At 73.0% G+C, this 23,554-nt stretch carries 20 protein-coding genes; 3 read left to right on the top strand and 17 right to left on the bottom strand.

Features of this window, described 5'->3' with window-relative positions:
- The 4 genes from HET64_RS19190 to rimP all read right to left on the bottom strand — a co-directional run.
- On the bottom strand, positions 1-482 hold a 482-nt coding region (locus HET64_RS19190), incomplete at its 3' end, for a translation initiation factor IF-2 N-terminal domain-containing protein (RefSeq protein WP_215107253.1).
- A 149-nt stretch (positions 483-631) separates the two neighbouring features.
- The gene (locus HET64_RS19185; protein ID WP_215107251.1) at positions 632-910 is read right to left on the bottom strand and encodes a YlxR family protein; all 279 of its coding nucleotides are present in this window, start codon (positions 908-910) and stop codon (positions 632-634) included.
- Positions 911-1,023: 113 nt separating this feature from the next.
- The gene (gene nusA / locus HET64_RS19180) at positions 1,024-2,064 is read right to left on the bottom strand and encodes a transcription termination factor NusA (RefSeq protein ID WP_007452815.1); all 1,041 of its coding nucleotides are present in this window, start codon (positions 2,062-2,064) and stop codon (positions 1,024-1,026) included.
- A gap of 2 nt (positions 2,065-2,066) precedes the next feature.
- Positions 2,067-2,570: a ribosome maturation factor RimP gene (gene rimP, locus HET64_RS19175; protein WP_215107249.1), complete on the bottom strand. Its 504-nt coding sequence runs from the start codon at positions 2,568-2,570 to the stop codon at positions 2,067-2,069.
- Between the two features lie 176 nt (positions 2,571-2,746).
- On the opposite strand from rimP, the gene HET64_RS19170 reads away from it, so the two are divergent.
- From HET64_RS19170 to HET64_RS19160, 3 genes are read left to right on the top strand one after another with little or no spacing between them, the layout of a single operon-like run.
- Positions 2,747-3,286 (top strand): hypothetical protein, encoded by a 540-nt coding sequence (locus HET64_RS19170; protein ID WP_215107247.1) that lies wholly within the window; start codon positions 2,747-2,749, stop codon positions 3,284-3,286.
- Positions 3,283-3,801 (top strand): ferritin-like domain-containing protein, encoded by a 519-nt coding sequence (locus HET64_RS19165; protein ID WP_215107245.1) that lies wholly within the window; start codon positions 3,283-3,285, stop codon positions 3,799-3,801. The genes HET64_RS19170 and HET64_RS19165 overlap by 4 nt, the downstream gene beginning before the upstream one ends.
- A gap of 31 nt (positions 3,802-3,832) precedes the next feature.
- Positions 3,833-4,747: an aminoglycoside phosphotransferase family protein gene (locus HET64_RS19160; protein WP_215107243.1), complete on the top strand. Its 915-nt coding sequence runs from the start codon at positions 3,833-3,835 to the stop codon at positions 4,745-4,747.
- 72 nt (positions 4,748-4,819) lie between these two features.
- Here the strand turns inward: HET64_RS19160 and HET64_RS19155 are convergent, their stop codons facing one another.
- The 13 genes from HET64_RS19155 to HET64_RS19095 all read right to left on the bottom strand — a co-directional run.
- Positions 4,820-6,523: a proline--tRNA ligase gene (locus HET64_RS19155; protein ID WP_215107241.1), complete on the bottom strand. Its 1,704-nt coding sequence runs from the start codon at positions 6,521-6,523 to the stop codon at positions 4,820-4,822.
- Positions 6,524-6,592: 69 nt separating this feature from the next.
- Positions 6,593-7,174, bottom strand: coding sequence for a GNAT family N-acetyltransferase (locus tag HET64_RS19150; protein WP_215107239.1), 582 nt, complete (start codon positions 7,172-7,174; stop codon positions 6,593-6,595).
- 68 nt (positions 7,175-7,242) lie between these two features.
- Positions 7,243-8,088, bottom strand: coding sequence for a GNAT family N-acetyltransferase (locus HET64_RS19145; RefSeq protein ID WP_215107237.1), 846 nt, complete (start codon positions 8,086-8,088; stop codon positions 7,243-7,245).
- 187 nt (positions 8,089-8,275) lie between these two features.
- Complete coding sequence (ispG, locus tag HET64_RS19140) at positions 8,276-9,433, bottom strand: flavodoxin-dependent (E)-4-hydroxy-3-methylbut-2-enyl-diphosphate synthase (RefSeq protein ID WP_215107235.1); 1,158 nt, start codon at positions 9,431-9,433, stop codon at positions 8,276-8,278.
- Positions 9,434-9,605: 172 nt separating this feature from the next.
- Positions 9,606-10,916 carry an RIP metalloprotease gene (locus HET64_RS19135; RefSeq protein ID WP_215107233.1) on the bottom strand — a complete coding sequence of 437 codons (1,311 nt, stop codon included), beginning with the start codon at positions 10,914-10,916 and terminating at the stop codon, positions 9,606-9,608.
- Positions 10,913-12,166 (bottom strand): 1-deoxy-D-xylulose-5-phosphate reductoisomerase, encoded by a 1,254-nt coding sequence (dxr, locus tag HET64_RS19130; protein WP_251145535.1) that lies wholly within the window; start codon positions 12,164-12,166, stop codon positions 10,913-10,915. Before dxr ends, HET64_RS19135 begins: the two co-directional genes overlap by 4 nt.
- Before the next feature lie 216 nt (positions 12,167-12,382).
- The gene (aroA, locus tag HET64_RS19125; RefSeq protein ID WP_215107229.1) at positions 12,383-13,621 is read right to left on the bottom strand and encodes a 3-phosphoshikimate 1-carboxyvinyltransferase; all 1,239 of its coding nucleotides are present in this window, start codon (positions 13,619-13,621) and stop codon (positions 12,383-12,385) included.
- Between the two features lie 87 nt (positions 13,622-13,708).
- On the bottom strand, positions 13,709-15,664 hold the full coding sequence (locus HET64_RS19120; RefSeq protein ID WP_215107227.1) for an acyl-CoA dehydrogenase family protein: 1,956 nt from the start codon (positions 15,662-15,664) through the stop codon (positions 13,709-13,711).
- Between the two features lie 247 nt (positions 15,665-15,911).
- Entirely contained in the window at positions 15,912-17,357 is a 1,446-nt protein-coding gene (locus HET64_RS19115; RefSeq protein ID WP_215107225.1) for an aldehyde dehydrogenase family protein, read from the bottom strand.
- 128 nt (positions 17,358-17,485) lie between these two features.
- Positions 17,486-18,709, bottom strand: coding sequence for an MFS transporter (locus HET64_RS19110; protein WP_308370202.1), 1,224 nt, complete (start codon positions 18,707-18,709; stop codon positions 17,486-17,488).
- 107 nt (positions 18,710-18,816) lie between these two features.
- Positions 18,817-19,413 carry a TetR/AcrR family transcriptional regulator gene (locus HET64_RS19105; RefSeq protein WP_215107223.1) on the bottom strand — a complete coding sequence of 199 codons (597 nt, stop codon included), beginning with the start codon at positions 19,411-19,413 and terminating at the stop codon, positions 18,817-18,819.
- Positions 19,414-19,472: 59 nt separating this feature from the next.
- Complete coding sequence (locus HET64_RS19100; protein ID WP_215107221.1) at positions 19,473-21,047, bottom strand: PucR family transcriptional regulator; 1,575 nt, start codon at positions 21,045-21,047, stop codon at positions 19,473-19,475.
- Positions 21,048-21,234: 187 nt separating this feature from the next.
- Positions 21,235-23,554 (bottom strand): ATP/GTP-binding protein (locus HET64_RS19095; protein ID WP_374105563.1); only part of this gene is annotated, 2,320 nt, incomplete at its 5' end.

The following is a 23,554-nucleotide window of genomic DNA, read 5'->3' as shown; positions in this document are numbered from 1 at the left end:
CCCGCGGGACGCGGGGCCTGGGCCTGCTGCGGGGCAGCCGGCTGGGCCGGAGCCGGAGCCGAGAACTCGGCGGCCGGGACCGGGGTCACCGGGGCCGCCTTCGGCGCGGGCTTCGGGCCCGGACGGGGGCCCGCCGACGGCGCGGAGGGCGCCGCCGGGGTGCTGCTGGGGGTCTCGGCCTCGGCGGCCGGCTTGGGAGCCGGTGCACCGGGCTTCGGGGCCCCGGGACGTGCCGCAGCTGCCGGGGAGGGCGCTGCGGGCTTCACGGGCGCCGCCTTGCGGGGCGCACCGGGCTTGGCAGCGGACTTGCCGGCGTTGCCGCCGGGCCCCTGCAGTGCGTCGGTCAACTTACGTACAACCGGCGCCTCGATCGTCGAGGACGCCGAACGGACGAATTCACCGAGTTCTTGGAGCTTGGCCATGACGACCTTGCTCTCGACGCCGAACTCCTTGGCGAGTTCGTATACCCGGACCTTAGCCACTTCGCTCCTTTTAGGTCCGGGTTACCGCCGGACCGTCGCTACTTCATGGGCGTACTCATCGCGTACTCATCGAGTGCTCATCGCAATCTCGACCTACTTCCAACTCGCGAGGTACCTGACCGCACGGGGACCCGTGCCGTTCACTTTTCTTACGGTGCAACCCGCTCGACGAACCGCGTCAGTGCCGCGGTGTCGAACGGCCCCTTGGCCTTGAAGGCCCGGGGGAACGCCCGGCGGCGGACCGCCAGGTCGAGACAGACAGAGACGGGGTGCACGTAAGCACCCCGGCCGGGCAGCGTACCGCGTGGATCAGGGGCGCAGGCGCCCTCGTCCACCACGATGCGCAGCAGCTCGCTCTTGGCCGCTCGCTCCCGGCATCCCACACAGGTTCGCTCGGGGCAAGCGCGGGCTTGCGTCCGGCCAGACACGTTTAAGTCTACCTCCCCGTACCGACCTCGCCGCTTTGGGGCAGAAATCGAACGGATGTTGTCGTGATCTCAGCGGCGTACCGCCCAGATCTATTCCCTGGAGCCCCTCCGGGTCAACGCCTTTCCGAGCGCTCCCGGGCCCGCTCGGCCCGCTCGCGGTCGGCGTTCTCGCGCTCCTCGTCCGTCTCGGTGTCCGGACGGATGTCGATGCGCCAGCCGGTGAGGCGGGCGGCGAGGCGGGCGTTCTGGCCCTCCTTGCCGATCGCCAGCGACAGCTGGTAGTCCGGCACGGTGACGCGGGCGGAGCGGGCGCCGAGGTCGACGACCTCGACCTTGCTGACCCGGGCGGGCGAGAGGGCGTTGGCGACCATCTCGGCCGGGTCGTCGGACCAGTCCACGATGTCGATCTTCTCGCCGTGCAGCTCGGCCATGACATTGCGCACACGGCTGCCCATCGGGCCGATGCAGGCGCCCTTGGGGTTCAGGCCGGCCCGGGTGGAGCGAACGGCGATCTTGGTGCGGTGGCCGGCCTCGCGGGCGATGGCCTCGATGACCACCGAGCCGTCCGCGATCTCCGGGACCTCCAGGGCGAAGAGCTTCTTCACCAGGTTGGGGTGGGTGCGCGAGAGCGTCACCGACGGACCGCGGACGCCCTTGGCGACCCGTACGACATACGTACGAAGGCGCAGGCCGTGCACGTACTCCTCGCCCGGGACCTGCTCCTGGACCGGCAGCATGGCTTCCATCTTGCCGATGTCGACCAGGACGTTCTTGGGGTCCTTGCCCTGCTGGACGACGCCCGTCACGACATCGCCCTCGTGGCCCGCGTACTCCCCGAAGGTGCGGTCGTCCTCGGCGTCGCGCAGCCGCTGCAGGATGACCTGCTTGGCGGTGGTCGCGGCGATCCGGCCGAAGCCGGACGGGGTGTCGTCGAACTCCTTGGGCTCCTGGCCCTCTTCGAGGTCGGCCGGGTCCTCCTTGGCCCACACCGTGACGTGGCCGTTCGCGTCGAGCTCCACGCGGGCCCGGCGGTGGCTGCCGTCGGTGCGGTGGTACGCGATGAGGAGGGCCGACTCGATCGCCCCGACGAGCACGTCGAAGGGGATCTCCTTGTCCTGCGCCAAGCCCTTCAGAAGCTTCACATCGATGTCCACGGCTACGCCTCCTCTTCCTTCTTGTCCTTGCGGTTGAATTCGATCTCCACGCGCGCCTTGGCGATCTCGTCGAAGGCGAGGCGTCGGGCGGTGGGCTTGCGGCCCTTGACGCCGGGCACTTCGAGGTCGAGCCCGTCCTCGTCCACGGCGAGGATGCGGGCGACCAGCTCACCGGAGCCGTCGCCGGCCAGGTGGAACCTGGCCAGCCGGCCGATGGCGCGTACGTAGTGGCGGTGCTCGGTCAGCGGGCGGTCCGCGCCGGGGGAGCTGACTTCGAGGACGTACTCTCCCTCGCCCATCGCGTCGGTCTCGTCGAGCTTCTCGGAGATCGCGCGGCTCAGCTCCGCACAGGCGTCCAGCTCCACGCCCTCTTCGGAGTCCACGATGATCCGCAGCACTCCTCGGCGGCCGGCCCGGGACACCTCGATCTCCTCGAGGTCCAGCTGCTGCGCGCTGACGAGCGGTTCCAGCAACCCGCGCAGCCTCTCGCTCTGGGTGGTGCTCATCCGGGTGACTCCTCGGCCGCGTGTGCTGTTGTGGGGATCGTCGTGCGTCAGGTCAAAGGGTATCCGGTCGCCAGGGGTGTTGCCGTCCGCCTGCCGCTCGGCCGCGGGTACGCTCGCCTGCGGTGATCACATCAGGACAGATCCTGTCAGGACCGGTCCAGGCCCGAAGGAGAAACGTGCGGCGCACGGGGACGACGCGCAGGGGGGCGCTCACCGCTACGGGAGCCCTCGCCCTGGGTGCGGTGCTGACCGGCTGCGGGGGCGGCGACGAGACGGCGGACGGCGGGAAGCCCGCGCACTCCGGCGCGCGGGCCGCCGCCGCGAAGACCGGGAGGAAGCTGCGCGAGAAGGCGGCGCGCGACGGCGCCCTCCTGCTCGCCCGGTACGACCTGGTGGCCGAGGCGCACCCGGCGACGGCGGCCGGCCTGGCGCCCCTGCGGGCCGCCGTGCGGGAGCACGGGAAGGCGCTGGCGCCGCCGCGCGCGAAGGGCGGCCCGAAGGCCGACGCCCCGCCGGCCGCGCCGGGACCGGTGTCCGCCGAACCGAAGGCCGCGGTGCGGGAGCTGGCCGCCGACGAGCGCCGCCGGGCCGACGCGTACGCCGAGGCCCTGCTGGACGTCGAGCCGGAACTGGCCCGTCTGCTGGCCTCGGTGGCGGCGGCAGCGGCGGCGCACGCGTATCTGCTGACCGAACTGGCCGAGGAGACAGCCGCATGAGCACCCGATCCGTCCGGCCGTCCGATGAGGATGCCGACTCCCCCGAGCTGACCGCCGTCCAGGCGGCCCTGGCCGCCGAGCACGCCGCGGTGTACGGCTACGGGCTGCTCGGCGGCCGCCTCGACGGGAAGCGGGGCGCCGAGGCCCGCGCGGCGTACGACGGGCACCGGTCCCGCCGGGACGCGCTGGCACGCTCCGTGCGGGACCTGGGCGGGAGGCCGGTGGCCTCGAACGCCGCGTACGCTCTGCCGTTCGCCGTCGCGGACTCCCCGTCGGCGGTACGGCTGGCCGCGGTGCTGGAGGACCGGATCGCGGGCGCCTACGCCGATCTCGTACGGGCCACCGAGGGCGCTCGCCGCGAGGAGGCCGCCGGAGCGCTGCGGGAGGCCGCGGTGCGGTCGGCCCGCTGGCGGGGCGGCAACGTAGCCTTTCCGGGGCTCGCCGAGCGGGCAGCGGGTGCGGATCCGGCCGCGACGGGCCCGGTGGAGGCCGCCGGCGCGGACGGCGCGCGCTGATAGGAAGAACGGGAAAGGGAACACACGACGTATGGGTTTCGAACCGCCGCAGCGCCTGGTGCGCGCGCTCGGTGAGATGTACGGGGTAACCGCGGCGGCCGACTGGCTGGACGCGCTTCCCGCGCTGACCGAGCAGGCGCTCACCGCCGGGGGCGGCCTCACCGTGGAGCGGGTGGCCGCCCCCGGCGGGCGCAGCTCCCTGGTGGTTCTGGTGCGGCGGGCCGACGGGACCCCGGCAGCGCTGAAGATCGCCCCGCCGGTCGCCGGTCCCGGTCTTGAGCGGGCGGCGCTGGAGCACTGGAACGGGTGGGGCGCGGTGAAGCCGCTGGACGCGCCGGAGCTCGACGCGTCCGGTGCGCTGCTGCTGGAGCGGCTGCACCACGAGGTGTCGCTGCGCTCGCTGCCGGAGGCGAAGGCGCTGCTGGAGGCGGCGGGCACGCTGCGGCGGCTGTGGGTGGAGCCGCCGGCCGGGCACGCCTTCGAGAGCGTGGCCGGGCGGACCGATCGGCAGAGCGCCGGGATGCGGGCGGCCGCCGAGGCCGATCCGGAGCTGGCGCCGCTGGTGGACGCGGCGCTCGCGGCGCGGGCGGAGCTGGTCGGGGGATCACCCGAACTCCTGCTGCTGCACGGCAATTTCCGGCAGAGCAAGGTGTTCTCCGGGGAGCGGGCGCCGTGGCTGACGGTGGGTCCGGAACCGCTGGTGGGCGAGCGCGCCTATGACCTGGCGCGGCTGGTGCGGGACCGGGTGGAGGATCTGATCGCCTCCCCCGGCGGCCCGGTGACGGCCCGGCGGCGGGTCAAGAGGCTGGCGGAGTCGCTGGAGGTGGAGCAGGCGCGGCTGCACGGCTGGACGCTGTTCCGGGCGGTCGAGTCGGGCACCCGCGCGCTGGCCGAGGGGCGGCGGCAGATGGGCGAGGTCAACCTGGAGTTCGCGGGCTGGCTGTAGCGGTTCGCCGTGACGACGAGAGGGCCCCCGCGCACGGTGCGCGGGGGCCCTCCTCGCAGGCGGTGTGGGTGATCAGGCCAGGTCGGCCGTCAGGCGGGCGATCGCCTCGTCGACGGTCAGCTCCTCGCGCTCGCCGGTGCGGCGGTCCTTGAGCTCCAGGACGCCGTCGGCGGAGCGGCGGCCCGCGACCAGGATCTTGGGCACGCCGAGCAGCTCGGAGTCGGTGAACTTCACGCCGGGCGAGACGCCGGGGCGGTCGTCGACCAGGACGCGCAGGCCCGCGGCGTTGAGCTTCTCCGAGACGTCGAGGGCCAGCTCCGTCTGGAGGGCCTTGCCCGCGGCGACGACGTGGACGTCGGCCGGGGCGATCTCGCGGGGCCAGCACAGGCCCTTGTCGTCGGCGGTCTGCTCGGTGAGGGCGGCCACGGCACGGGAGACGCCGATGCCGTACGAGCCCATCGTGACCCGGACGGGCTTGCCCTGCTGGCCGAGCACGTCGAGCTGGAAGGTGTCGGCGTACTTGCGGCCGAGCTGGAAGATGTGGCCGATCTCGATGGCGCGGTCCAGGGTGAGGCCGGTGCCGCACTTCGGGCAGGGGTCGCCCTCCTCGACGACGACGACGTCGAGGTACTGGTCGACCTCGAAGTCGCGGCCCGCGACGACGCTCGCGGCGTGCTTGCCGTCCTGGTTGGCGCCGGTGACCCAGGAGGTGCCGGGGGCGACGCGGGGGTCGGCGAGGTAGCGGACCTTCTCCAGGCCCTGGGGGCCGACGTAACCGCGTACGAGGTCGTCGCGGCCGATGAAGTCCTCGGCGGTGACCAGCTCGACGACGGCGGGGGCCAGGTGCTCGCCGAGCTTGCCGAGGTCGACCTCGCGGTGGCCGGGGACGCCGACGGCCACGATCTCGCCGTCCACCTTGACCAGCAGGTTCTTCAGGGTGGCGGAGGCGGGGACGCCCAGGTGCGCGGCGAGCGTCTCGATGGTCGGGGTGTCGGGGGTGTCCAGCTCCTCGATCGCGCCGTGCGCCGAGCCGTCGACCGGGGCGAGCGCGAAGGTCACGGCCTCGGTGTTGGCGGCGTAGTCGCAGTTCGGGCAGTCCGCGAAGGTGTCCTCACCGGCGGCGGCGGGGGCGAGGAACTCCTCGGAGGCCGAGCCGCCCATCGCGCCGGAGACGGCGGAGACGATGCGGTGGTCCAGGCCGAGGCGCTCGAAGATCTTGATGTACGCGGCCCGGTGCAGGGCGTAGGAGTGCGCGAGGCCCTCGTCCGTGGTGTCGAAGCTGTACGAGTCCTTCATCTGGAACTCGCGGCCGCGGAGCACGCCGGAGCGGGGGCGGGCCTCGTCGCGGTACTTCGTCTGGATCTGGTAGAGCATCACCGGCAGGTCCTTGTAGGACGTGCACTGGTCCTTGACGGTCTGGGTGAAGATCTCCTCATGGGTGGGGCCGAGGAGGTAGTCGGCGCCCTTGCGGTCCTTGAGGCGGAAGAGCAGGTCGCCGTACTCCTCCCAGCGGCCGGACGCCTCGTAGGGCTCCTTGGGCAGCAGGGCGGGGAGCAGGACCTCCTGGGCGCCGATGGCGTCCATCTCCTCGCGGACCACGTTGGAGATGTTGTCGAGGACCTTCTTGCCGAGCGGCAGCCAGGACCAGATGCCGGCCGCGTTGCGGCGGACGTATCCGGCGCGGACCAGCAGCTTGTGGCTGAGCGTCTCGGCGTCCGCCGGGTCGTCGCGCAGTGTCTTGACCATCAATCGGGACATGCGCTGGACCTGGGCCATGATGAACTCCTGCTCGCAAGGGTGGTGAGCCCGAGGTTAGCCGGGCGGTGCGGGCTGGCGGAAATCCATTCAGGCCCCGGGCCTCGCGCGCAGCAGCGGCAGGGGCGCGCCCATGACCGCGTAGGGCTGCGGGGCGCTCGGGAAGACGACCTGGCGGGCCAGATCGCGGTAGCCCAGCGAGCGGTACAGGGTGCGGGCCGGGCTGTCCCGGTCGATCGCCGAGAGGATCGACCGGGGGTGGCCGACGGCGTCGGTGATGGCGGTGATCAGGGAGCGGCCGATGCCGCGCTGCTGGTGGTCCGGGTGGACGTGGAGTTCGGTGATGACGAAGGAGTCGTCGAGCCAGCCGTCGGAGCCGGTGGCCCGCAGATAGGGCTCGACGACGGTGGACCACCACTGGGTGCGGTCGTTGGGCAGCCCGTAGACGAAGCCGACGAGCCGTCCGTCGGGGGTGAGGGCGCCGAGTGCGCGGGCGTGGGGGTGTTCCAGGTGTCTGAGGACGATGTGGCGGCGTACGTCGATCTCGTCCTGGCTCAGTCCGAAGGCGGCCGCCTGGACGCGCAGGGCTTCGTCGACGCGGGCGGCCAGGTCGACGGGGCCGATCTCGGCGTCGGGTGCTGCGGGGCCTTCTCCGGGGACTGCTGCTGCCATGCGGGAACCCTACTGGCCGGGGCGGGCGGTCAGAACCGTGCGTTCCCGGGGCGGGCGCGCGTGGGGGTTCAGAACAGGACGCTCATGAACGCGCCGACCTCGCGGAAGCCGACCCGGCGGTAGGCCTTGCGGGCGGCGGTGTTGTAGTCGTTCACGTACAGGCTGACGACGGGGGCGACGTCGGCGAGGGCGTAGCGCAGGACGGCGGCCATGCCCGTTTCGGAGAGGCCCTTGCCGCGGTGTTCGGGGGCGACCCAGACGCCCTGGATCTGGCAGGCCTGCGGGGTGGCCGCGCCGATCTCCGCCTTGAAGACGACCTTGCCGTCGTCGATGCGGGCGAAGGAGCGGCCGGTGCCGATGAGTTCGGCGACGCGGGCCTGGTAGAGGAGTCCGCCGTCGCCGGCGAGCGGGGAGATCCCGACCTCCTCGGTGAACATCGCCACGCAGGCCGGCATCAGGACCTCGGTCTCGTCCTTGCGGATGCGGCGGACGAGCGGGTCGGGCGTGACGTCGGCGGAGAGGCTCTCGGTGACCATGAGGGGCTGGTTGGCGCGGACCTCGCGGGCGGGGCCCCAGCTGGGTTCGAGGAGCCGCCAGAGCTGGGTGGTGGGTTCGGCGGGGCCGACGATGGAGGAGCAGCGGCGGCCGGCCCTGCGGGCCCGGTCGGCGAAGGCGCGGACGGCCTCGGGGCCGGCGCAGATGGGGACGAGGTTGGCACCGGAGTAGCACAGGGAGCGGAGCATCCCGTCGGCGTACCAGCCCCACATCTCGCCGCCGAGGCGCCAGGGGTCGAGTCCCGCGACCTGCACGCGGGACGTGACGAAGGCGTTGGTCACGGGCTCGCTCTCCAGGATGGCGAGCGCTGCTTGGAGGTCGCTGGGTTCGAGGACCCGGGTGGTGGTCTGCGTCAACACGAGGGGGCCTCACCATGCGGTCTGCTGATTTCCGCACTTTAACCGACGAGCCTGTCGAACGCCGCTCGAGTCCGGAAGACGGCCTCCGGGCAGGGCGGTGGTGTATGCGGGAGCCGGGCCCCGGACGCGCCGCCGCCCCACCGGGCGCGGGGCCCGGTGGGGCGGTGATGGCGTGGAAGGGCGCGGGTCAGGCGCCGATGGAGACCTGGGGTTCGCCGGACACGATGCCGTCCTTCTCCATCTGCTCGGCGATCTTCAGCGCCTCTTCGATGAGGGTCTCCACGATCTTCGATTCGGGGACGGTCTTGATGACCTCGCCCTTCACGAAGATCTGGCCCTTGCCGTTGCCGGAGGCGACGCCGAGGTCGGCCTCGCGTGCCTCGCCGGGGCCGTTGACGACGCAGCCCATGACCGCGACGCGGAGCGGGACCTCCATGCCCTCCAGCCCGGCGCTGACCTGGTCGGCGAGCTTGTAGACGTCGACCTGGGCGCGGCCGCAGGACGGGCAGGAGACGATCTCCAGGCGGCGCTGCTTGAGGTTGAGCGCCTCCAGGATCTGGAGGCCGACCTTGACCTCCTCGGCCGGCGGGGCCGAGAGGGAGACGCGGATGGTGTCGCCGATGCCCTCGGAGAGCAGCGCGCCGAACGCGACGGCCGACTTGATGGTGCCCTGGAACGCCGGTCCGGCCTCCGTGACGCCGAGGTGCAGCGGGTAGTCGCTCTGGGCGGCGAGCTGGCGGTAGGCGTTGACCATCACGACCGGGTCGTTGTGCTTGACCGAGATCTTGATGTCGCCGAAGCCGTGCTCCTCGAAGAGGGACGCCTCCCACAGGGCCGACTCGACGAGGGCCTCGGGGGTGGCCTTGCCGTACTTCTTCAGGAGTCGCGCGTCCAGGGACCCGGCGTTGACGCCGATCCGGATCGGGGTGCGGGTCTCGGCGGCCGCCTTCGCGATCTCCTTGACCTTGTCGTCGAACTGCTTGATGTTGCCCGGGTTCACCCGGACCGCGGCGCAGCCGGCGTCGATCGCGGCGAAGACGTACTTCGGCTGGAAGTGGATGTCGGCGATCACCGGGATCTGCGACTTCCGGGCGATCGTGGCGAGCGCGTCGGCGTCGTCCTGCGTCGGGCACGCGACTCGGACGATCTGGCAGCCGGACGCCGTCAGCTCGGCGATCTGCTGGAGCGTGGCGCCGATGTCCGACGTACGTGTCGTCGTCATCGACTGCACGGAGACGGGCGCGTCGCCGCCGACCGCGACCGTGCCGACCTGGATCTGTCGGCTGACCCTTCGGTCGGCGAGCTTGGTCGGAACGGCCGGCATTCCGAGAGAAATCGCAGTCATGCGCTGTGCATCCCCAAGGTGTGGATCAAGGTCCCGAGATCGGCGGGCTCCAGCCTTCGAGGTTACGGCACCGGAGGCGGGACGGACGCACCCTGTCGACAAGTCCACCCGTTGGTGAGCGGCCGGACACGGGGTGTGTGCCCGGCCGCCACCTGTGGGACGGAAGGGGTGATCAGGAGATCTTGACGGGGTTCACGATGTCGGCCACCAGGACCAGCAGCGTGAAGCAGATGAAGAGTCCGGCGACCACGTAGGCGACCGGCATCAGCCGGGCCACGTCGAACGGGCCGGGGTCGGGGCGCCGGAAGACCTTGGCCACATTGCGCCGCAGGGACTCCCAGAGCGCGCCCGCGATGTGCCCGCCGTCCAGCGGGAGCAGCGGCAGCATGTTGAACAGGAACAGCGAGAGGTTGAAGCCCGCGAGCAGGAACAGCATCATCGCGACCTGGTTCTGCGCCGGGATGTCGAGGTTCATCACCTCGCCGCCGATCCGGGCCGCGCCCACCACGCCGACCGGCGAGTCGTCGGCCCGTTGGCCGTCGCTGAAGGCGGCGTCCCAGAGGGCCGGGATCTTGGACGGCAGGGCGATGATCGAGTCGACGCCGTTCTCGATCATGTCGCCCATGCGGACGGTGGAGTCGGCGAAGGAGAGTGGCACGATCTCGGTCTGCGCGGCGAAGCCCAGGTAGCCCGCCTTGATGAACTGGTCCGGGACGACCTGGCCGTTGCCGTCCTTCTTCGCGACGGCGTTCTCGCGCAGGACCGCGTCGAGGGTCACTTCCCTGCCGTCGCGCTCGACGACGAGGGTGGCGGGGCCGATGGTCTCGCGGATGCGGTCCGAGAGCGTCGCCCAGTCGTCGACCTTCTTCCCGTCGAAGGCGACGATGCGGTCGCCCTCCTGGAGGCCGGCGGCCTTGGCGGGCGAGACCGGGTCGCCGTCCTTGCAGGTCTCGCGCTTGTCGCTCTGCGAGATCACGCACTGCTGGACGCCGGCGACCTCGGTGGTCTGGGTCTGGAAGCCGAAGGTCATCGCGACGCCCATGAAGATGGCGACCGCGAGGATCAGGTTCATGAAGGGGCCGGCGAACATGACGATGACGCGCTTCCACGGCTTGCGCGTGTAGAAGAGCCGCTTCTCGTCGCCCGGCTCCAGCTCCTCGTAGGCGGCGGAGCGGGCGTCCTCGATCATGCCGCGCCAGGGCGAGGTGGAGCGGGCTTCGAGCCGGCCGTCGGGTCCCGGCGGGAACATCCCGATCATCCGGATGTAGCCGCCGGCCGGGATGGCCTTGATGCCGTACTCCGTGTCGCCCTTCTTCTTCGACCAGATCGTCGGGCCGAAGCCGACCATGTACTGCGGGACCCGGATGCCGAACATCTTGGCCGTGGAGAGGTGGCCCAGCTCGTGCCAGGCGATGGAGAAGAGCAGGCCCACGACGAAGACGGCGATCCCCAGGACCGTCAGCAGGACCGAGGTCAGACTCATGCGCGCGCCTCCGCTGTCGCTTTCGCCGAGAGTTCCCGGGCCCGTGCGCGGGCCCACGTTTCCGCTTCGAGGACGTCCGCGACGCTGAGCGAGGTTCCCGGGGCGGGGGTGCCGTGTTCGGACACCACAGCGGTGACCGTATCCATGATTCCGTTGAAGGGCAGCCGTCCGGCGAGGAAAGCGTCCACGCATTCCTCGTTCGCGGCGTTGAAGACGGCCGGCGCGGTGCCGCCGAGCCCGCCCACGTGCCGGGCGAGGCCGACCGACGGGAAGGCATCGGTGTCCAGCGGGAAGAACTCCCAGCTGGACGCCTTCGTCCAGTCGAAGGCGGGAGCGGCGTCCGGGACGCGCTGGGGCCAGCCGAGGCCGATGGCGATGGGGCCGCCCATGTCCGGCGGGGTGGCCTGGGCGAGCGTGGAGCCGTCGCTGAACTCGACCATGGAGTGCACGTAGGACTGCGGGTGCACCACGACCTCGATCCGGTCGAACGGAATGTCGTAGAGGAGGTGCGCCTCGATGACTTCCAGGCCCTTGTTGACCAGGGTCGCGGAGTTGATCGTGATGACCGGTCCCATCGCCCAGGTCGGGTGGGCGAGCGCCTGCTCCCGGGTGACGTCGGCCAGCTCCTCGCGCGTACGGCCCCGGAACGGTCCGCCGGAGGCGGTGACGACGAGCTTGCGGACGTCGGCGCGGGTGCCGGCGGCCAGCGCCTGGAAGAGCGCGGCGTGCTCGGAGTCGACCGGGATGATCTGGCCGGGGGCGGCGAGCGCCTTGACCAGCGGGCCGCCGACGATCAGCGACTCCTTGTTGGCGAGGGCGAGCGTCCGGCCCGCCTTCAGCGCGGCCAGGGTGGGGGCGAGCCCGATGGAGCCGGTGATGCCGTTGAGCACGGTGTGGCAGGCGCTCGCGGCGAGGGTGGCGGCGGCGTCGGGTCCGGCCAGGATCTCGGGGAGCGGCTCGCCGGGCCCGTAACTCTCCCGCAGCGCCGTGCGCAGGGCGGGGACCGCGTTCTCGGCGGCGACGGCGACCGTGTCGACCCGCAGCCGGCGGGCCTGCTCGGCCAGCAGGGCGACCCGGCCGCCGGCGGCCGAGAGCGCCGTGACCCGGAAGCGGTCGGGGTTGCGCAGGACCAGGTCGATGGCCTGGGTGCCGATGGACCCGGTGGAGCCGAGGATCACGAGATCCCGGCGGCCGGCCGCGGCGTCGAAGACGAGATGCGGATCGGCGAGGGGGGCGGGGCTGTCGCTCATGCCCCCCATTGTTGCCGCTCCGGCTGTGTGCGGGGACAGCGCGTCCCGTGTGGGTCGCCGATTCACCGGGGCCGCGGCCCCGGCGTCGGGCCCGCGGGCTTCCGGCGTCTCGCGCTCGGACTCCCGGCGTCAGACCCTCGGGATCCCGTTTCAGGCCCGCGGGCTCGCGGTTTCAGGCCCGCGGACTTCCGGTTTCAGGCCCGCGGGCTTCCGGTTTCAGGCCCGCGGGCTCGCGGCGAAGTCCGCGAACACCTCGTGGAAGCGCGGGAACGTCTTGCGTACGCAGCCGGGGTCGTCGTACGTCAGGCCGGGGGTGCGCAGTCCGGCGACCGCGAAGGACATCACGATCCGGTGGTCGCCGTGGGTGGCGATCTCGGCCGGCTTCGGAGTCCCGGGGTGGATCTCGATCCAGTCGGGCCCGGTGTGGACGGTGATGCCCAGGGCGCGCAGGTTCCGGGCGCACGCCTCCAGCCGGTCGCACTCCTTGACCCGGGTGTTGGCGACGTCCTCGATCCGTACGGGTCCGTCCGCGTGGGGGGCGATGGCGGCGAGGGTCGGCATGGTGTCGGAGATGTCGCGCATGTTGACGGTGATCCCGCGCAGCCGGCCGGTGGAGCGGACGGTGGTCGCGTCCGGGCCCACCGCCACCTCGGCGCCCATGTCCCGCAGGACGTCGACGAAGCGCAGGTCGCCCTGGAGCGCGCCGATGCCGAGGCCGGGGACGGTGACCTCGCGGCCGGTGAGCGCGGCGGCGGCGAAGAAGTAGCTCGCGGTGGAGGCGTCGGGCTCGACGGCGTACGCGGTGGCCCGGTAGCCGCCGGAAGGGACGGTGAAGGTGTTCCCCTCCCGCAGTACCTCCACGCCGAAGTCGCGCATCATCGCGAGGGTGATCTCGACGTACGGCGCGGAGACCAGGTCGGTGACCTCGATCCGCAGTCCCTTCGCGGTGAGCGGTCCGAGCATCAGCAGTGCGGTGAGGTACTGGGACGACTCCCCCGCGTCGAGGGCGATGTCGCCGCCCTCGATCCCGGCGGCCCGGACGGTCAGCGGGTGGTGTCCCTCGGCCGCCTCGTGGCGCAGGTTGACGCCGAGGGCGGTGAGGGCGCGGGTGAGCGGGGCGAGCGGGCGGCGGCGCATCTGGGCGGAGGCGTCGAAGCGGTACGTGCCGGAGGCGGCGGCCGCGACGAGGGTGGGCAGGAAGCGGGCGGTGGTCGCGCCGTCACGGCAGTAGACATCGGCTTCGGGGGCGGCGGGCCCGGCCGGGCGGCCCACGATCTGCCAGCGGTCGGCCTCCCGGTCGACCGGGTAGCCGAGGCTCTTCAGGCCTTCGGCGAAGCCCTCGGTGTCGTCCGAGCGCAGCGGCCGCAGCAGGGTGGTGGTGCCGTCCGCGGCGGCGGCCAGGAAGAGGGCGCGGGCGGTGACGGACTTGGAGCCGGGGATGTCGATGACGGTCACGGCCCTCATCCTGCCCTGCGTTCGGCGGCCCGGGCGGGGTACGTCCGGTGCGTGGACGTGGTGGACGTACCCCGTACGGGACAGCGCTCAGCGCACCGGTCGGTGCCGGTTCTCCTGGACGGAGGGGCCCGGGGTGGCGTCCGCGATCCAGGGGCCCTCGCCGCTGGGGTCGACGACGCCCTCCTCCAGCCAGGTGTACGTCCCCGCCAGGACGCCGTCGACGACGCGCCGGTCGAGGTCGTCGGTGTTGGACCACAGGCGGGTGAACAGTTCCTCGACCCGGATGCGGGCCTGCCGGCAGAAGGCGTCCGCGAGCTGGTACGCCTCGCGGCCGTGCTCCCCCGCCCCGCGCAGGTGCTCGGCGCGGACGCAGGCGGCGCTCATCGCGAAGAGTTCCGCCCCGATGTCGACGATCCGGCCGAGGAAGCCCTGCTTGGTCTCCATCCGCCCCTGCCAGCGGGACATGGCGTAGAAGGTGGACCGGGCCAGCTTGCGCGAGGACCGTTCGACGTACCGGAGGTGACCGGAGAGGTCGCGGTGCCCGGCGGGGTGGAAATCGGCGTACGTACGGGGCAGTTGTCCCGGTCCGGCGACGAGCTTGGGCAGCCAGCGGGCGTAGAATCCGGCGGCGTTCGCGCCTGCCCTCGCCTTGGCGGAGAGCGGCTTGTCGGGGTCGATGATGTCGCCCGCGACCTTGAGGTGGGCGTCGACGGCCTCGCGGGCGATCAGCAGGTGCATGATCTCGGTGGAGCCCTCGAAGATCCGGTTGATCCGCATGTCCCGGAGCATCTGCTCGGCGGGCACGGCGCGTTCGCCGCGGGCGGCCAGCGACTCGGCGGTCTCGAAGCCCCGGCCACCGCGGATCTGGACCAGTTCGTCGGCGATCAGCCAGCCCATCTCGGAGCCGTACAGCTTGGCGAGGGCGGCCTCGATGCGGATGTCGTTGCGGTCCTCGTCGGCCATCTGCGAGGAGAGGTCGACGACGGCCTCCAGGGCGAAGGTGGTGGCCGCGATGAACGAGATCTTCGCGCCGACCGCCTCGTGCCTGGCGACGGGCCTGCCCCACTGTTCCCGGGCTCCGGACCATTCGCGGGCGATCTTCAGGGACCACTTGCCCACGCCCACGCACATCGCCGGCAGCGAGAGGCGGCCGGTGTTGAGGGTGGTCAGGGCGATCTTCAGACCGGCGCCCTCGGGCCCGATCCGGCAGGCGCCGGACACCCGTACCCGGTGGAAGCGGGTGACGCCGTTCTCGATGCCGCGCAGCCCCATGAAGGCGTTGCGGTGCTCGACGGTGACGCCGGGGGCGTCGGCCTCGACGACGAACGCGGTGATGCCGCCGGGGTGGCCCTCGGAGGCGGGGACCCGGGCCATGACGACCAGGAGGTCGGCGACGACGCCGTTGGTGGTCCAGAGCTTCACGCCGTCGAGGACGTAGTCGGGCCCGTCGGGCACCGCGGAGGTGGCGAGGCGGGCCGGGTCGGAGCCGACGTCCGGCTCGGTCAGCAGGAAGGCGGAGATGTCGGTGGTGGCCAGCCGGGGCAGGTAGACGTCCTTCTGCTCCTGGGTGCCGAAGATCTTCAGGGGCTGCGGTACGCCGATCGACTGATGCGCGGAGAGCAGCGCGCCGATCGCGGGGCTGACCGAGCCGGCCAGGGCGAGCGCCTTGTTGTAGTACACCTGGGTGAGGCCGAGCCCGCCGTATCTGGTCTCGATCTTCATCCCGAGCGCGCCCAGCTCCCTGAGCCCGGCGATCACCTCGTCGGGGATCCTCGCCTCGCGCTCGATCCGCGCGCTGTCGACGCGCGTCTCGCAGAACGTGCGCAGCCGCGCCAGGAACTCCTCGCCGCGCCGGATGTCGTCGGGCGGCGGCAGGGGGTGCGGGTGGATCAGGTCGAGGCGGAAGCGTCCCAGGAACAGCTCCCTGGCGAAGCTGGGCTTGCGCCAGTCCTGCTCCCGGGCGGCCTCGGCGACCCGTCGCGCCTCGCGTTCGGTGACCTTGGGCGCCCTGGGGACCTGGGGGGTGTTGTGTGGTGCGGACATGAGGGACCTCACCTCGCCGCGCGCCACCGGACGGATGGACCCCTGGACCTGGACGCACGGACTGCTAGTCGCTGCTTACTGGTCCGTATGTAACCCGTGTACCCGTGGTTCGGCACCCGCACCAGCCCCCGCGCACGGATACGCGGACGGCCCGAACCCCCGCACAGTCGGGTTCGGGCCGTCCGTTGCGCGCCCCCGCCCGCACCCGCTGTCCAGGCGGGGGCGCGGGCGGGGGTCGTCCGGGGTGTTACAGGGCGAGGCCGGTGAGGACCAGGACGCGCTCGTAGGTGTAGTCGTCCATGGCGTAGCGGACGCCCTCGCGGCCGACGCCGGACTGCTTGGCGCCGCCGTACGGCATCTGGTCGGCGCGGTACGAGGGGACGTCGCCGATGATCACGCCGCCGACCTCCAGGGCGCGGTGGGCGCGGAAGGCGGTCTGGAGGTCGTGGGTGAAGACGCCGGCCTGGAGGCCGTACGGGGAGGAGTTGACGGCGGCGAACGCCTCGGCCTCGCCGTCCACCTTCTGGAGGGACATGACCGGGCCGAAGACCTCTTCGCAGGAGAGCTTCACGTCGTCGGGGAGACCGGCGACGACGGTCGGGGCGTAGGTGGCCCCGTCGCGCTTGCCGCCGGTGAGCAGCTGGGCGCCGCCCCGGACGGCCTCGTCGACCCAGGACTCGACGCGCTTCGCGGCGTCCTCGCTGACGAGGGGGCCGACGTCGGTGGCGGCGTCGGCCGGGTCACCGGTGACCAGGGCCTCGACGGCGGCGACGATCTTGGGGACGAGCCGGTCGTAGACGGCTGCGTCGGCGATGACGCGCTGCACGGAGATGCAGGACTGGCCGCCCTGGTAGTTGGAGAAGGTGGCGATCCGGGTGGCGGCCCAGTCGAGGTCAGCCTCGGACGCGTAGTCGCCGAGGACGACGGCCGCGCCGTTGCCGCCGAGCTCCAGGGTGCAGTGCTTGCGGGGCACCGAATCCATGATCGCGTAGCCGACCGGGCCGGAGCCGGTGAAGGAGATGACCGGGAGCCGCTCGTCCTGGACGAGGGCGGGCATCTTGTCGTTCGGGACGGTCAGGACGGACCAGGAGCCGGCCGGGAGGTCGGTCTCGGCGAGCAGCTCGCCCAGGATGAGCGAGGAGATCGGGGTGGCCGGGGCCGGCTTGAGGATGATCGGGGCGCCGACGGCGATGGCCGGGGCGACCTTGTGGGCGCTGAGGTTCAGCGGGAAGTTGAAGGGCGCGATGCCGAGGACGGCCCCGCGCGGGAAGCGCCGGGTCAGCCCGAGGCGGCCGGTGCCGCCGGGGTCGGTGTCGAGCCGCTGGGCCTCGCCGCCGTTGAAGCGGCGGGCCTCCTCGGCGGCGAACCGGAACACGGACACGGCCCGGCCGACCTCGCCGCGGGCCCACTTGATCGGCTTGCCGTTCTCCGCCGAGATCAGCTGGGCGATCTCCTCGGTGCGCTCCGTCAGCCGCCGTACGACGTGGTCGAGGGCCGCGGCCCGGACGTGCGCCGGGGTGGCGGCGAACTCGTCGCGCACCGCGTGGGCGGCGGCGACGGCCTCCTCGACCTGGGCGTCGGTCGGCACGCTGACGGTGCCGACCAGGCGTCCGTCGTAGGGGTTGGTGACGTCGAAGCTGTCGGCACCGGTGGCCTGGCGGCCGGCCACCCAGAAGGCGTGGGGCGAAGTCATGGAGGTTCCGGCCCTTCGGAGGTCGTGAGTTCGGAGGTCGTGAGTTCGGAGGTCGTGAGGAGGTTCTCACGGAGATGGTGCGCACCCGGAGGCTTCCCCCGTTGTCCCACGGTAGGGCGGGGAGGCCCTCATGGAGTTTGTCCGGCGTGGAGCGGAGCGGCGGCCGGGTGCTCCGAATTGGCGGAGGACCCGCCCGGCCCGACCGCGCCGGGCCTCCTCGTGCGGTGGAGCAGATCCGGTACGAGGGTGAGCAGACCGGTCACCGCGAGAGCCGCACCGAGCCAGAGCGGCGCCCGCGGGCCGAAGCGGTCGAGGCCCAGGCCGCCCAGTGCGGAGCCGAGGACCACGCCGAGGGTGATGAAGGAGCTGTGCACGGTGTTGACGAGCGGGCGGGCGTTGCCGGTCCGCTGCACCCGGGTGACCAGGGCCGGGTTCATGGTGACCCCGACGAGGCCGATGCCCAGCATGCAGAGCACCGCCCCGACCTCGAAGCGGGCCAGCAGCGCGAATCCGCCCAGGAACACCGCGTTGAGGGAGAGGCCGAGGAGCAGGACGGGGAGGGTGTGCCGGTCGGCGAGCCGGCCGACGACGGTGTTGCCGATGACGGTGGCGGCGCCGTACGCCAGGAGCAGCAGCGGGACGGTGCCCGAGGAGAATCCGGTGACCCGGGTGAGGATCGGGCTGAGGTAGCTGAAGGCGGAGAAGGTCGCGCCGATGACCGCGGTGCTGGTCAGCAGGGTCAGCCAGAGCCGGGGAGCGCGGAAGGCCGTCAGTTCGGAGCGGAAGGTGCCGCTGCCTTCCGGCCGGTCGGTGCGGCGCACACCGATCGCGGTACACAGGGCGGCGATGACCGTCAGCGCGGAGATGGCCCAGAACGCGGCCCGCCAGCCGTACCGTTCGCCGGTCAGGGTGGCCAGCGGCAGCCCGAGCAGGGTGCCGAGCATCAGCCCGTTGAGGATGACCGCCACGGCCCGGCCGCGCACCTCGGGGCGGGTGAGCTGGGAGCCGAGCGAGATCGCGACGCCGAAGAAGGCCTGCGAGGCGACGCCGGTGATCACTCGGGCGACCAGCATGGCGGGGTAGCCGGACGCGGTGGCGGCGAGCACGTTGCCGGCCAGGAAGACCGGGAAGAGGACCAGGAGCGCGGTCTTCGGCGGGAGCCGCAGCAGGGCGACGGAGAGCAGCGGGCCGCCGAAGGCCATGGAGAGGGCGAAGACGGTGATCAGGTAGCCGATCTGCGGGACGGTGACACCGAGGCCGTCGGCCATCTGTGGCATCAGTCCCGCGACGACGAATTCGCTGGTGACCATGGCGAAGATGCCGAAGGCCAGTACGTGGACGGCACGAGGCACGGAATTCCCCCTGTGGGTGGGCAGTGCGGTTTTGGATGGATCGGTTCAAAACTTGGGCACGGATCGGCCCCGCCACGGCGCGGCAGCCGTGACGGATGGAGCGATGGTCAGCGGGTCAGGGCATCCAGGGCCGTGTCGGCGACGGCCTGGACGGCGGCGCGGTCGGCTCCGCCCTGGGCGGTGACCCGCATGCCGCCGATGACGGCGTTGACGTACCGGGCGAGGGCGTCGGGGCCCCGCGCGGAGGCGATGGACCCGTCGCGCTGCCCGGCGGCGATGACGGCGGACAGGGTCCGCAGCCTGCGGGCGGCGTCGCGGTCCAGGAGCCGGGCGGCCTCGGGGTCGCGGGCGGCGAGCTCCACCGTGCTGTTCACCCCCAGGCAGCCGAGACTGCGACCGCCGGGGCGGTGGCCGAACTCATCGGCCACGATCTTGTCGAACAGGGCGCGGACCCGCTCGACGGGCGGGCGGGCGGCGTCTTCCAGCACCGCGGCCTGGGCCTCGGCCATGGCGTCCAGGTAGCGCGCGAGCGAGCGCGAGAACAGCTCGCGCTTGCTGCTGAAGGTGTTGTAGATACTGCTGCGCCCCAACCCCGTGGCGGCGCACAGGTCCTGGGTGGAGGTGGCCTCGTAGCCGTACTCCCAGAATGCGCGCATCGCGGCGTCCAGGGCCCGTTCCTCGTCGAACTGTCTCGGTCGGGCCATGGCAGCACTCTAGGGTTTTGGACCGACCGTTGCAATACCGATCCGGGGCCGGTGGCGGCTCACTTTTCGGCGGGCGTCGCGGCCTCGGTCGTCTTGAGGGCGAGCCAGAGCTCCATGCGGACGTCCGGGTCGTCCAGCGAGCGGCCCAGGATCTCCTCCACGCGGCGCATCCGGTAGCGCAGGGTGTGCCGGTGCACGCCCAGGTCGGCGGCGGCGGCGTCCCACTGGCCGTGGCGGGAGAGCCAGGCGCGCAGGGAGGCCACGAGGTCGCCGCGGCCCTTGGCGTCGTGCTCGTACAGCGCGCGGAGCATGCCGTCGGCGAAGGCCCGTACCGCGTCGTCGGCGAGCAGCGGCAGCACCGAGCCGGTGGCCAGCTCCTCGTGCTCGACCAGCGCCCTGCCGCGGCGGCGGGCGACGGAGAGGGCCTGTTCGGCCTGCTTGTACGCGGCGGAGACGGCGATCGGGCCGGAGGGGGCCGAGAGGCCGACCACGACGTCGCTGTCCTCGGCGCCGCCCTCGCGCGGGGCGCGGTCGTCCTGGGCCTCGGCGTAGGCGGCGCAGGCGGCGACGGCGGAGCCGCCGTCCGCGGCGAGCACGACGACGCGCTCGCCCTCGGGGACCAGGAGCAGCGCCTCGCCGGAGCGGGCGGCGGCGGCCTCCATCGTCTCGGTGAGCAGCTCGGACCCGGCGGGGGCGGCGGTCTCGGCGATGAGCAGCCGGAACGGGGCGTCGAGCAGCCCGCCGTAGAGGTCGCCGGCGACCGCCCGCGCGTGGTCGGGCTGCCCGGCGAGCAGCATGCGCAGGACGGCGGCGCCCAGGCGTTGCTCGGCGCCCTGGAGGGAGCGGGAGCGGGCGGTGGTCAGGGTGAGCAGGGCGACGGCGGAGTGCACGGCGTAGCGCTCGGCGGTGCCCAGCGCGGCGCCGGTGCCGACGGCCAGCGCGCCGCGGGCCCGGCGGCCGGAGCCCAGCGACTGGAGCTCGACCCGGTCCTCACTGCCGCCGACGACGACGCTGGCGGGGGCGGGGCGGTCCCGGAGACGCTCCACGTCGGGGGTGAGGCGGGCGGCGCGGCGGGCGGCCCAGTCGGGGGCGGCGGCGAGGACCGCGCCGGAGGTGTCGTACAGCGCGGCCCAGCCGTCGATGTGGGCGGCGAGCCGGGCGAGGAGGTCGGCGGGCCCGTCCCCGGCGAGCGCGGCCTTCGTCAGCTCGCGCTGGGCCTCGAAGCCGGCGGTGACCGCGCGGTACTGGTCGGCGGCGATGGCGGCGGAGACGGCCTTGCTGATGGCGAGGAACGGGGTGCGGCGGGGAACTTCGAGGAGCGGCAGCCCGGCCTCCTCGGCGGCCGCCACGAGGGCGGCCGGCACGTCGTCGTAGTTCACCCCGACCGCGAACCCCACCCCGGCGACGCCGGCCCCGGCCAGCCGCCGCACGTAGCGCCGCATGGACTCGGGGTCGTCGGCGTCGAGATTGGTGGCGGTCACGAGGAGGAGTTCGCCGCCGTCCATGTACGGGACGGGGTCGGCCAGCTCGCTGGCGTGGGCCCAGCGCACGGGGGTGCCGAGCCGGTCCGCGCCCGCCCGCACGGTGAGCTTGAGCGCCGAGTGCTGGACGAGCGAGGCAAGCGTGGGGGGCATGGGCCGGGAACCCTCAAGGTCGGGGACGAGGTCGCGGCGCCACCATGCGGACGGCCGGATCGCCGGCCGGGTCGGTGACACCGAATTTCGCCGTCGCGTATGAACGGCTGTCTCCGATTCTGCCAGGGCGGCAGAGTGCCGGTAACCGCTCTCAGCCGCCCTTCGCGCTACTTCCCGGTAGGTGCCGTCAGCCGTCGAGGTGGACGAGGAGGGGGGGTGCGTGTTCGCCCTGGACGGTGGTGAGCGAGAGGACGGCGTGCCCGGCCGGCACCGCGTACGCCAGCTCCGAGGCCGACCAGCGCTCCCGCTCGACCTGCCGTACGGTCACCGCGTCCGTGGTCACCGCCTTGCCGGTGACGAGCTTGCGCAGGGCGTGCAGGGCGCGGGTGAAAGGCTGGTCGGCGAAGACGGTGTGCTGGGCGACCTCGCGGGTCTCGACCCATTCCTTGCCCCAGGCTTCGGCGAAGCGCTTGCCGTCCCAGGTGGTGATGCCGGAGAAGGCGGCCGTACAGCCGACCGCGCCGAGCAGCGGGGTGTGCAGGGTCTCGGGGACGTCGTCGACGGTACGGAGGGCGAGGACGGCCCCGGCGTTGACCGAGCGCAGCCTGCGGATGCCCCGCACGGTCTCGGCGGTCACGGCGTGGGTGGCGTCGTCCAGGACCAGGCAGGCGAAGAGCGTGGTGTCGGTGCGAGCCGCGGTGATCGCGGTGAACTGGGCCAGGAGCAGCCGGGTGAGCAGCCGGGACGCCTCCGCGTGGCCACGCTCCGGCAGGTCGACGCGGACCCGCAGCGGATGCTGGCCGAGCGCCCGCAGCGAGAACGGCCGGGCGTCCGGGCCGGTGGCGAAGAATCCGGCGAACGCGGGCCGGTCGAGCAGGGCCACCCGGTCGGCGAGGGCCGGTGCGGGGTCGCCGGGGCCGCCCGCCTGCCGGGACCGCGCGTCCAGCTCGCGGAGCATCGCGTGGTGGCCGGCGGCTTCGAGGGAGGCGCGGAGGCCGGCGAGTGCGGCCGGTGTGCCGTCGAGGAGTTCGCGCAGTTCGGGGACGGAGGGGAAGTGGCCGTGGGCCGCGCGGTAGGGGCCGAGCAGCTGGGCGAGGACCGTGGCGGCCCGGCGGCTGTCGAGACTGCCGACATCGCCGACGAGCCCTTCGGCGAGAACGGCTGCCGCTTCGTCGGGGTCGGTGGTGCCGCCGTACAGGTCGATGTCGTGGGCGGAGCCGGGGTGGCCGACACGGACGACGACGTCGAAGGCGTCGTCCGGACCGAGCGGCGCCCCCGCGCCTCCGACGGCGAGGACCGCGGCCTGTCCGGCCAGCGCCCGCAGCGCGAGGGCCTCGACGACCGGCCGGATCAGCCGGGTGGTCTTCCCGGCGCCGGGCGGTCCGACCGCGAGCAGTGAGGTGCCGAGCAGCGCGGGTTCCAGGGCGAGGCCCGTGCCCCGGCGGACGTAGGGGTTGTGCGGGTCGTCCGCGCACCGGCCGATCCTGACCTGGCCGGTGAGCACGTCGTGGCGGGCTCCGCGCCGGGGCAGGTCGCGGTGGCCGGAGGGGTGCAGGGCCGCGGCTCCGCCGGTCCGGAGCACGGCCTCCGCGAGGGGGGCGAGCCGGTCGGGCCGCTGGGTGGCGAGCGTCCAGGCGTGGCGCAGCCGGGCCGCGTCCACGTCGTTCATCCGCCCGGTGCGTACCTCGGCGGTGAGGGTGTCCGCGGCGTCGGGCCAGCCCGCCTCGCGGACCTCGGGCCACTGGTCGGCGGAGGTCTCGGCCGCGGGGGCCGCCGCGGTGCCGTCCGGAACCGGGGCACCGGTGCCCCGGCGGGCGGCGATCAGTTCGCGCCAGCGGCCGAGCCGGGCGAAGGGGTAGAGCAAGGCGGCGGCGATCACCGCGTAGATGACGTTGACGACGGTCTGGCTCTGGTAGATCTCGCCGCCCGCGACGGAGGCGACGAGGACCAGGACCGGGCGGACGACCGGGAGCGCCTCCTTCCAGACGAGCAGCTGGGTCAGGCCCGCCGCGGCGGCTGCCGCGAGCGCGAGGAAGGGCTGTCCCCGGTCGGCGACATGGCGGCGGAACAGCTCGGAGAAGTTGCCGATCCGGCCGCAGCCGTAGGCCAGCAGGCCGAAGAGGATCGCCTCGTACACCGTGAGGGCGTCGCTGCCCTCGATGGTGCGGGGGCCACCGGACGTTCCCGGGTTCCACCACTCCCCCGGGGTGAAGAGCTTCAGCGGGACGAGGCGGTAGGGAAGGTAGCCGTTGCGCCACAGCGACCACAGCAGCAGCGCGGAGAGCAGGGAGATCAGCGCGCCGACCAGCAGCGACCGGTTCGAGACGCCCTCGGGCTCCTCGGGCGGCGGCGGGGTGTATCCGTACCGCCAGACGCCCGGTTCCTGCGGCGGACGGGGCGTGCGCAGCCAGGCGTCGACCGGGGCGCCGGGGATCGGCTGCTCGGCAGGCGGGGCCGATCCGGGCCGGGTCGGACGCTGCTCGACGGGCGGGGCCGCGGGACGAGCG

It is taken from the genome of Streptomyces sp. McG3 (genome assembly GCF_018619185.1).
Classification (GTDB): Bacteria; Actinomycetota; Actinomycetes; order Streptomycetales; family Streptomycetaceae; genus Streptomyces.
Note: the sequence above shows the minus strand (reverse complement) of the source record. Positions and strands in the feature narration are given on the sequence as shown.

Coding starts and splice junctions, on each gene's coding strand:
- HET64_RS19115 (WP_215107225.1), bottom strand. CDS start 17,357: ATGACTTCGCCCCACGCCTTCTGGGTGGCCGGCCGCCAGGCCACCGGT.
- HET64_RS19120 (WP_215107227.1), bottom strand. CDS start 15,664: ATGTCCGCACCACACAACACCCCCCAGGTCCCCAGGGCGCCCAAGGTC.
- HET64_RS19160 (WP_215107243.1), top strand. CDS start 3,833: ATGGGTTTCGAACCGCCGCAGCGCCTGGTGCGCGCGCTCGGTGAGATG.
- HET64_RS19105 (WP_215107223.1), bottom strand. CDS start 19,413: ATGGCCCGACCGAGACAGTTCGACGAGGAACGGGCCCTGGACGCCGCG.
- HET64_RS19150 (WP_215107239.1), bottom strand. CDS start 7,174: ATGGCAGCAGCAGTCCCCGGAGAAGGCCCCGCAGCACCCGACGCCGAG.
- ispG (WP_215107235.1), bottom strand. CDS start 9,433: ATGACTGCGATTTCTCTCGGAATGCCGGCCGTTCCGACCAAGCTCGCC.
- HET64_RS19165 (WP_215107245.1), top strand. CDS start 3,283: ATGAGCACCCGATCCGTCCGGCCGTCCGATGAGGATGCCGACTCCCCC.
- HET64_RS19100 (WP_215107221.1), bottom strand. CDS start 21,047: ATGCCCCCCACGCTTGCCTCGCTCGTCCAGCACTCGGCGCTCAAGCTC.
- HET64_RS19155 (WP_215107241.1), bottom strand. CDS start 6,523: ATGGCCCAGGTCCAGCGCATGTCCCGATTGATGGTCAAGACACTGCGC.
- HET64_RS19135 (WP_215107233.1), bottom strand. CDS start 10,916: ATGAGTCTGACCTCGGTCCTGCTGACGGTCCTGGGGATCGCCGTCTTC.
- dxr (WP_251145535.1), bottom strand. CDS start 12,166: ATGAGCGACAGCCCCGCCCCCCTCGCCGATCCGCATCTCGTCTTCGAC.
- rimP (WP_215107249.1), bottom strand. CDS start 2,570: ATGAGCACCACCCAGAGCGAGAGGCTGCGCGGGTTGCTGGAACCGCTC.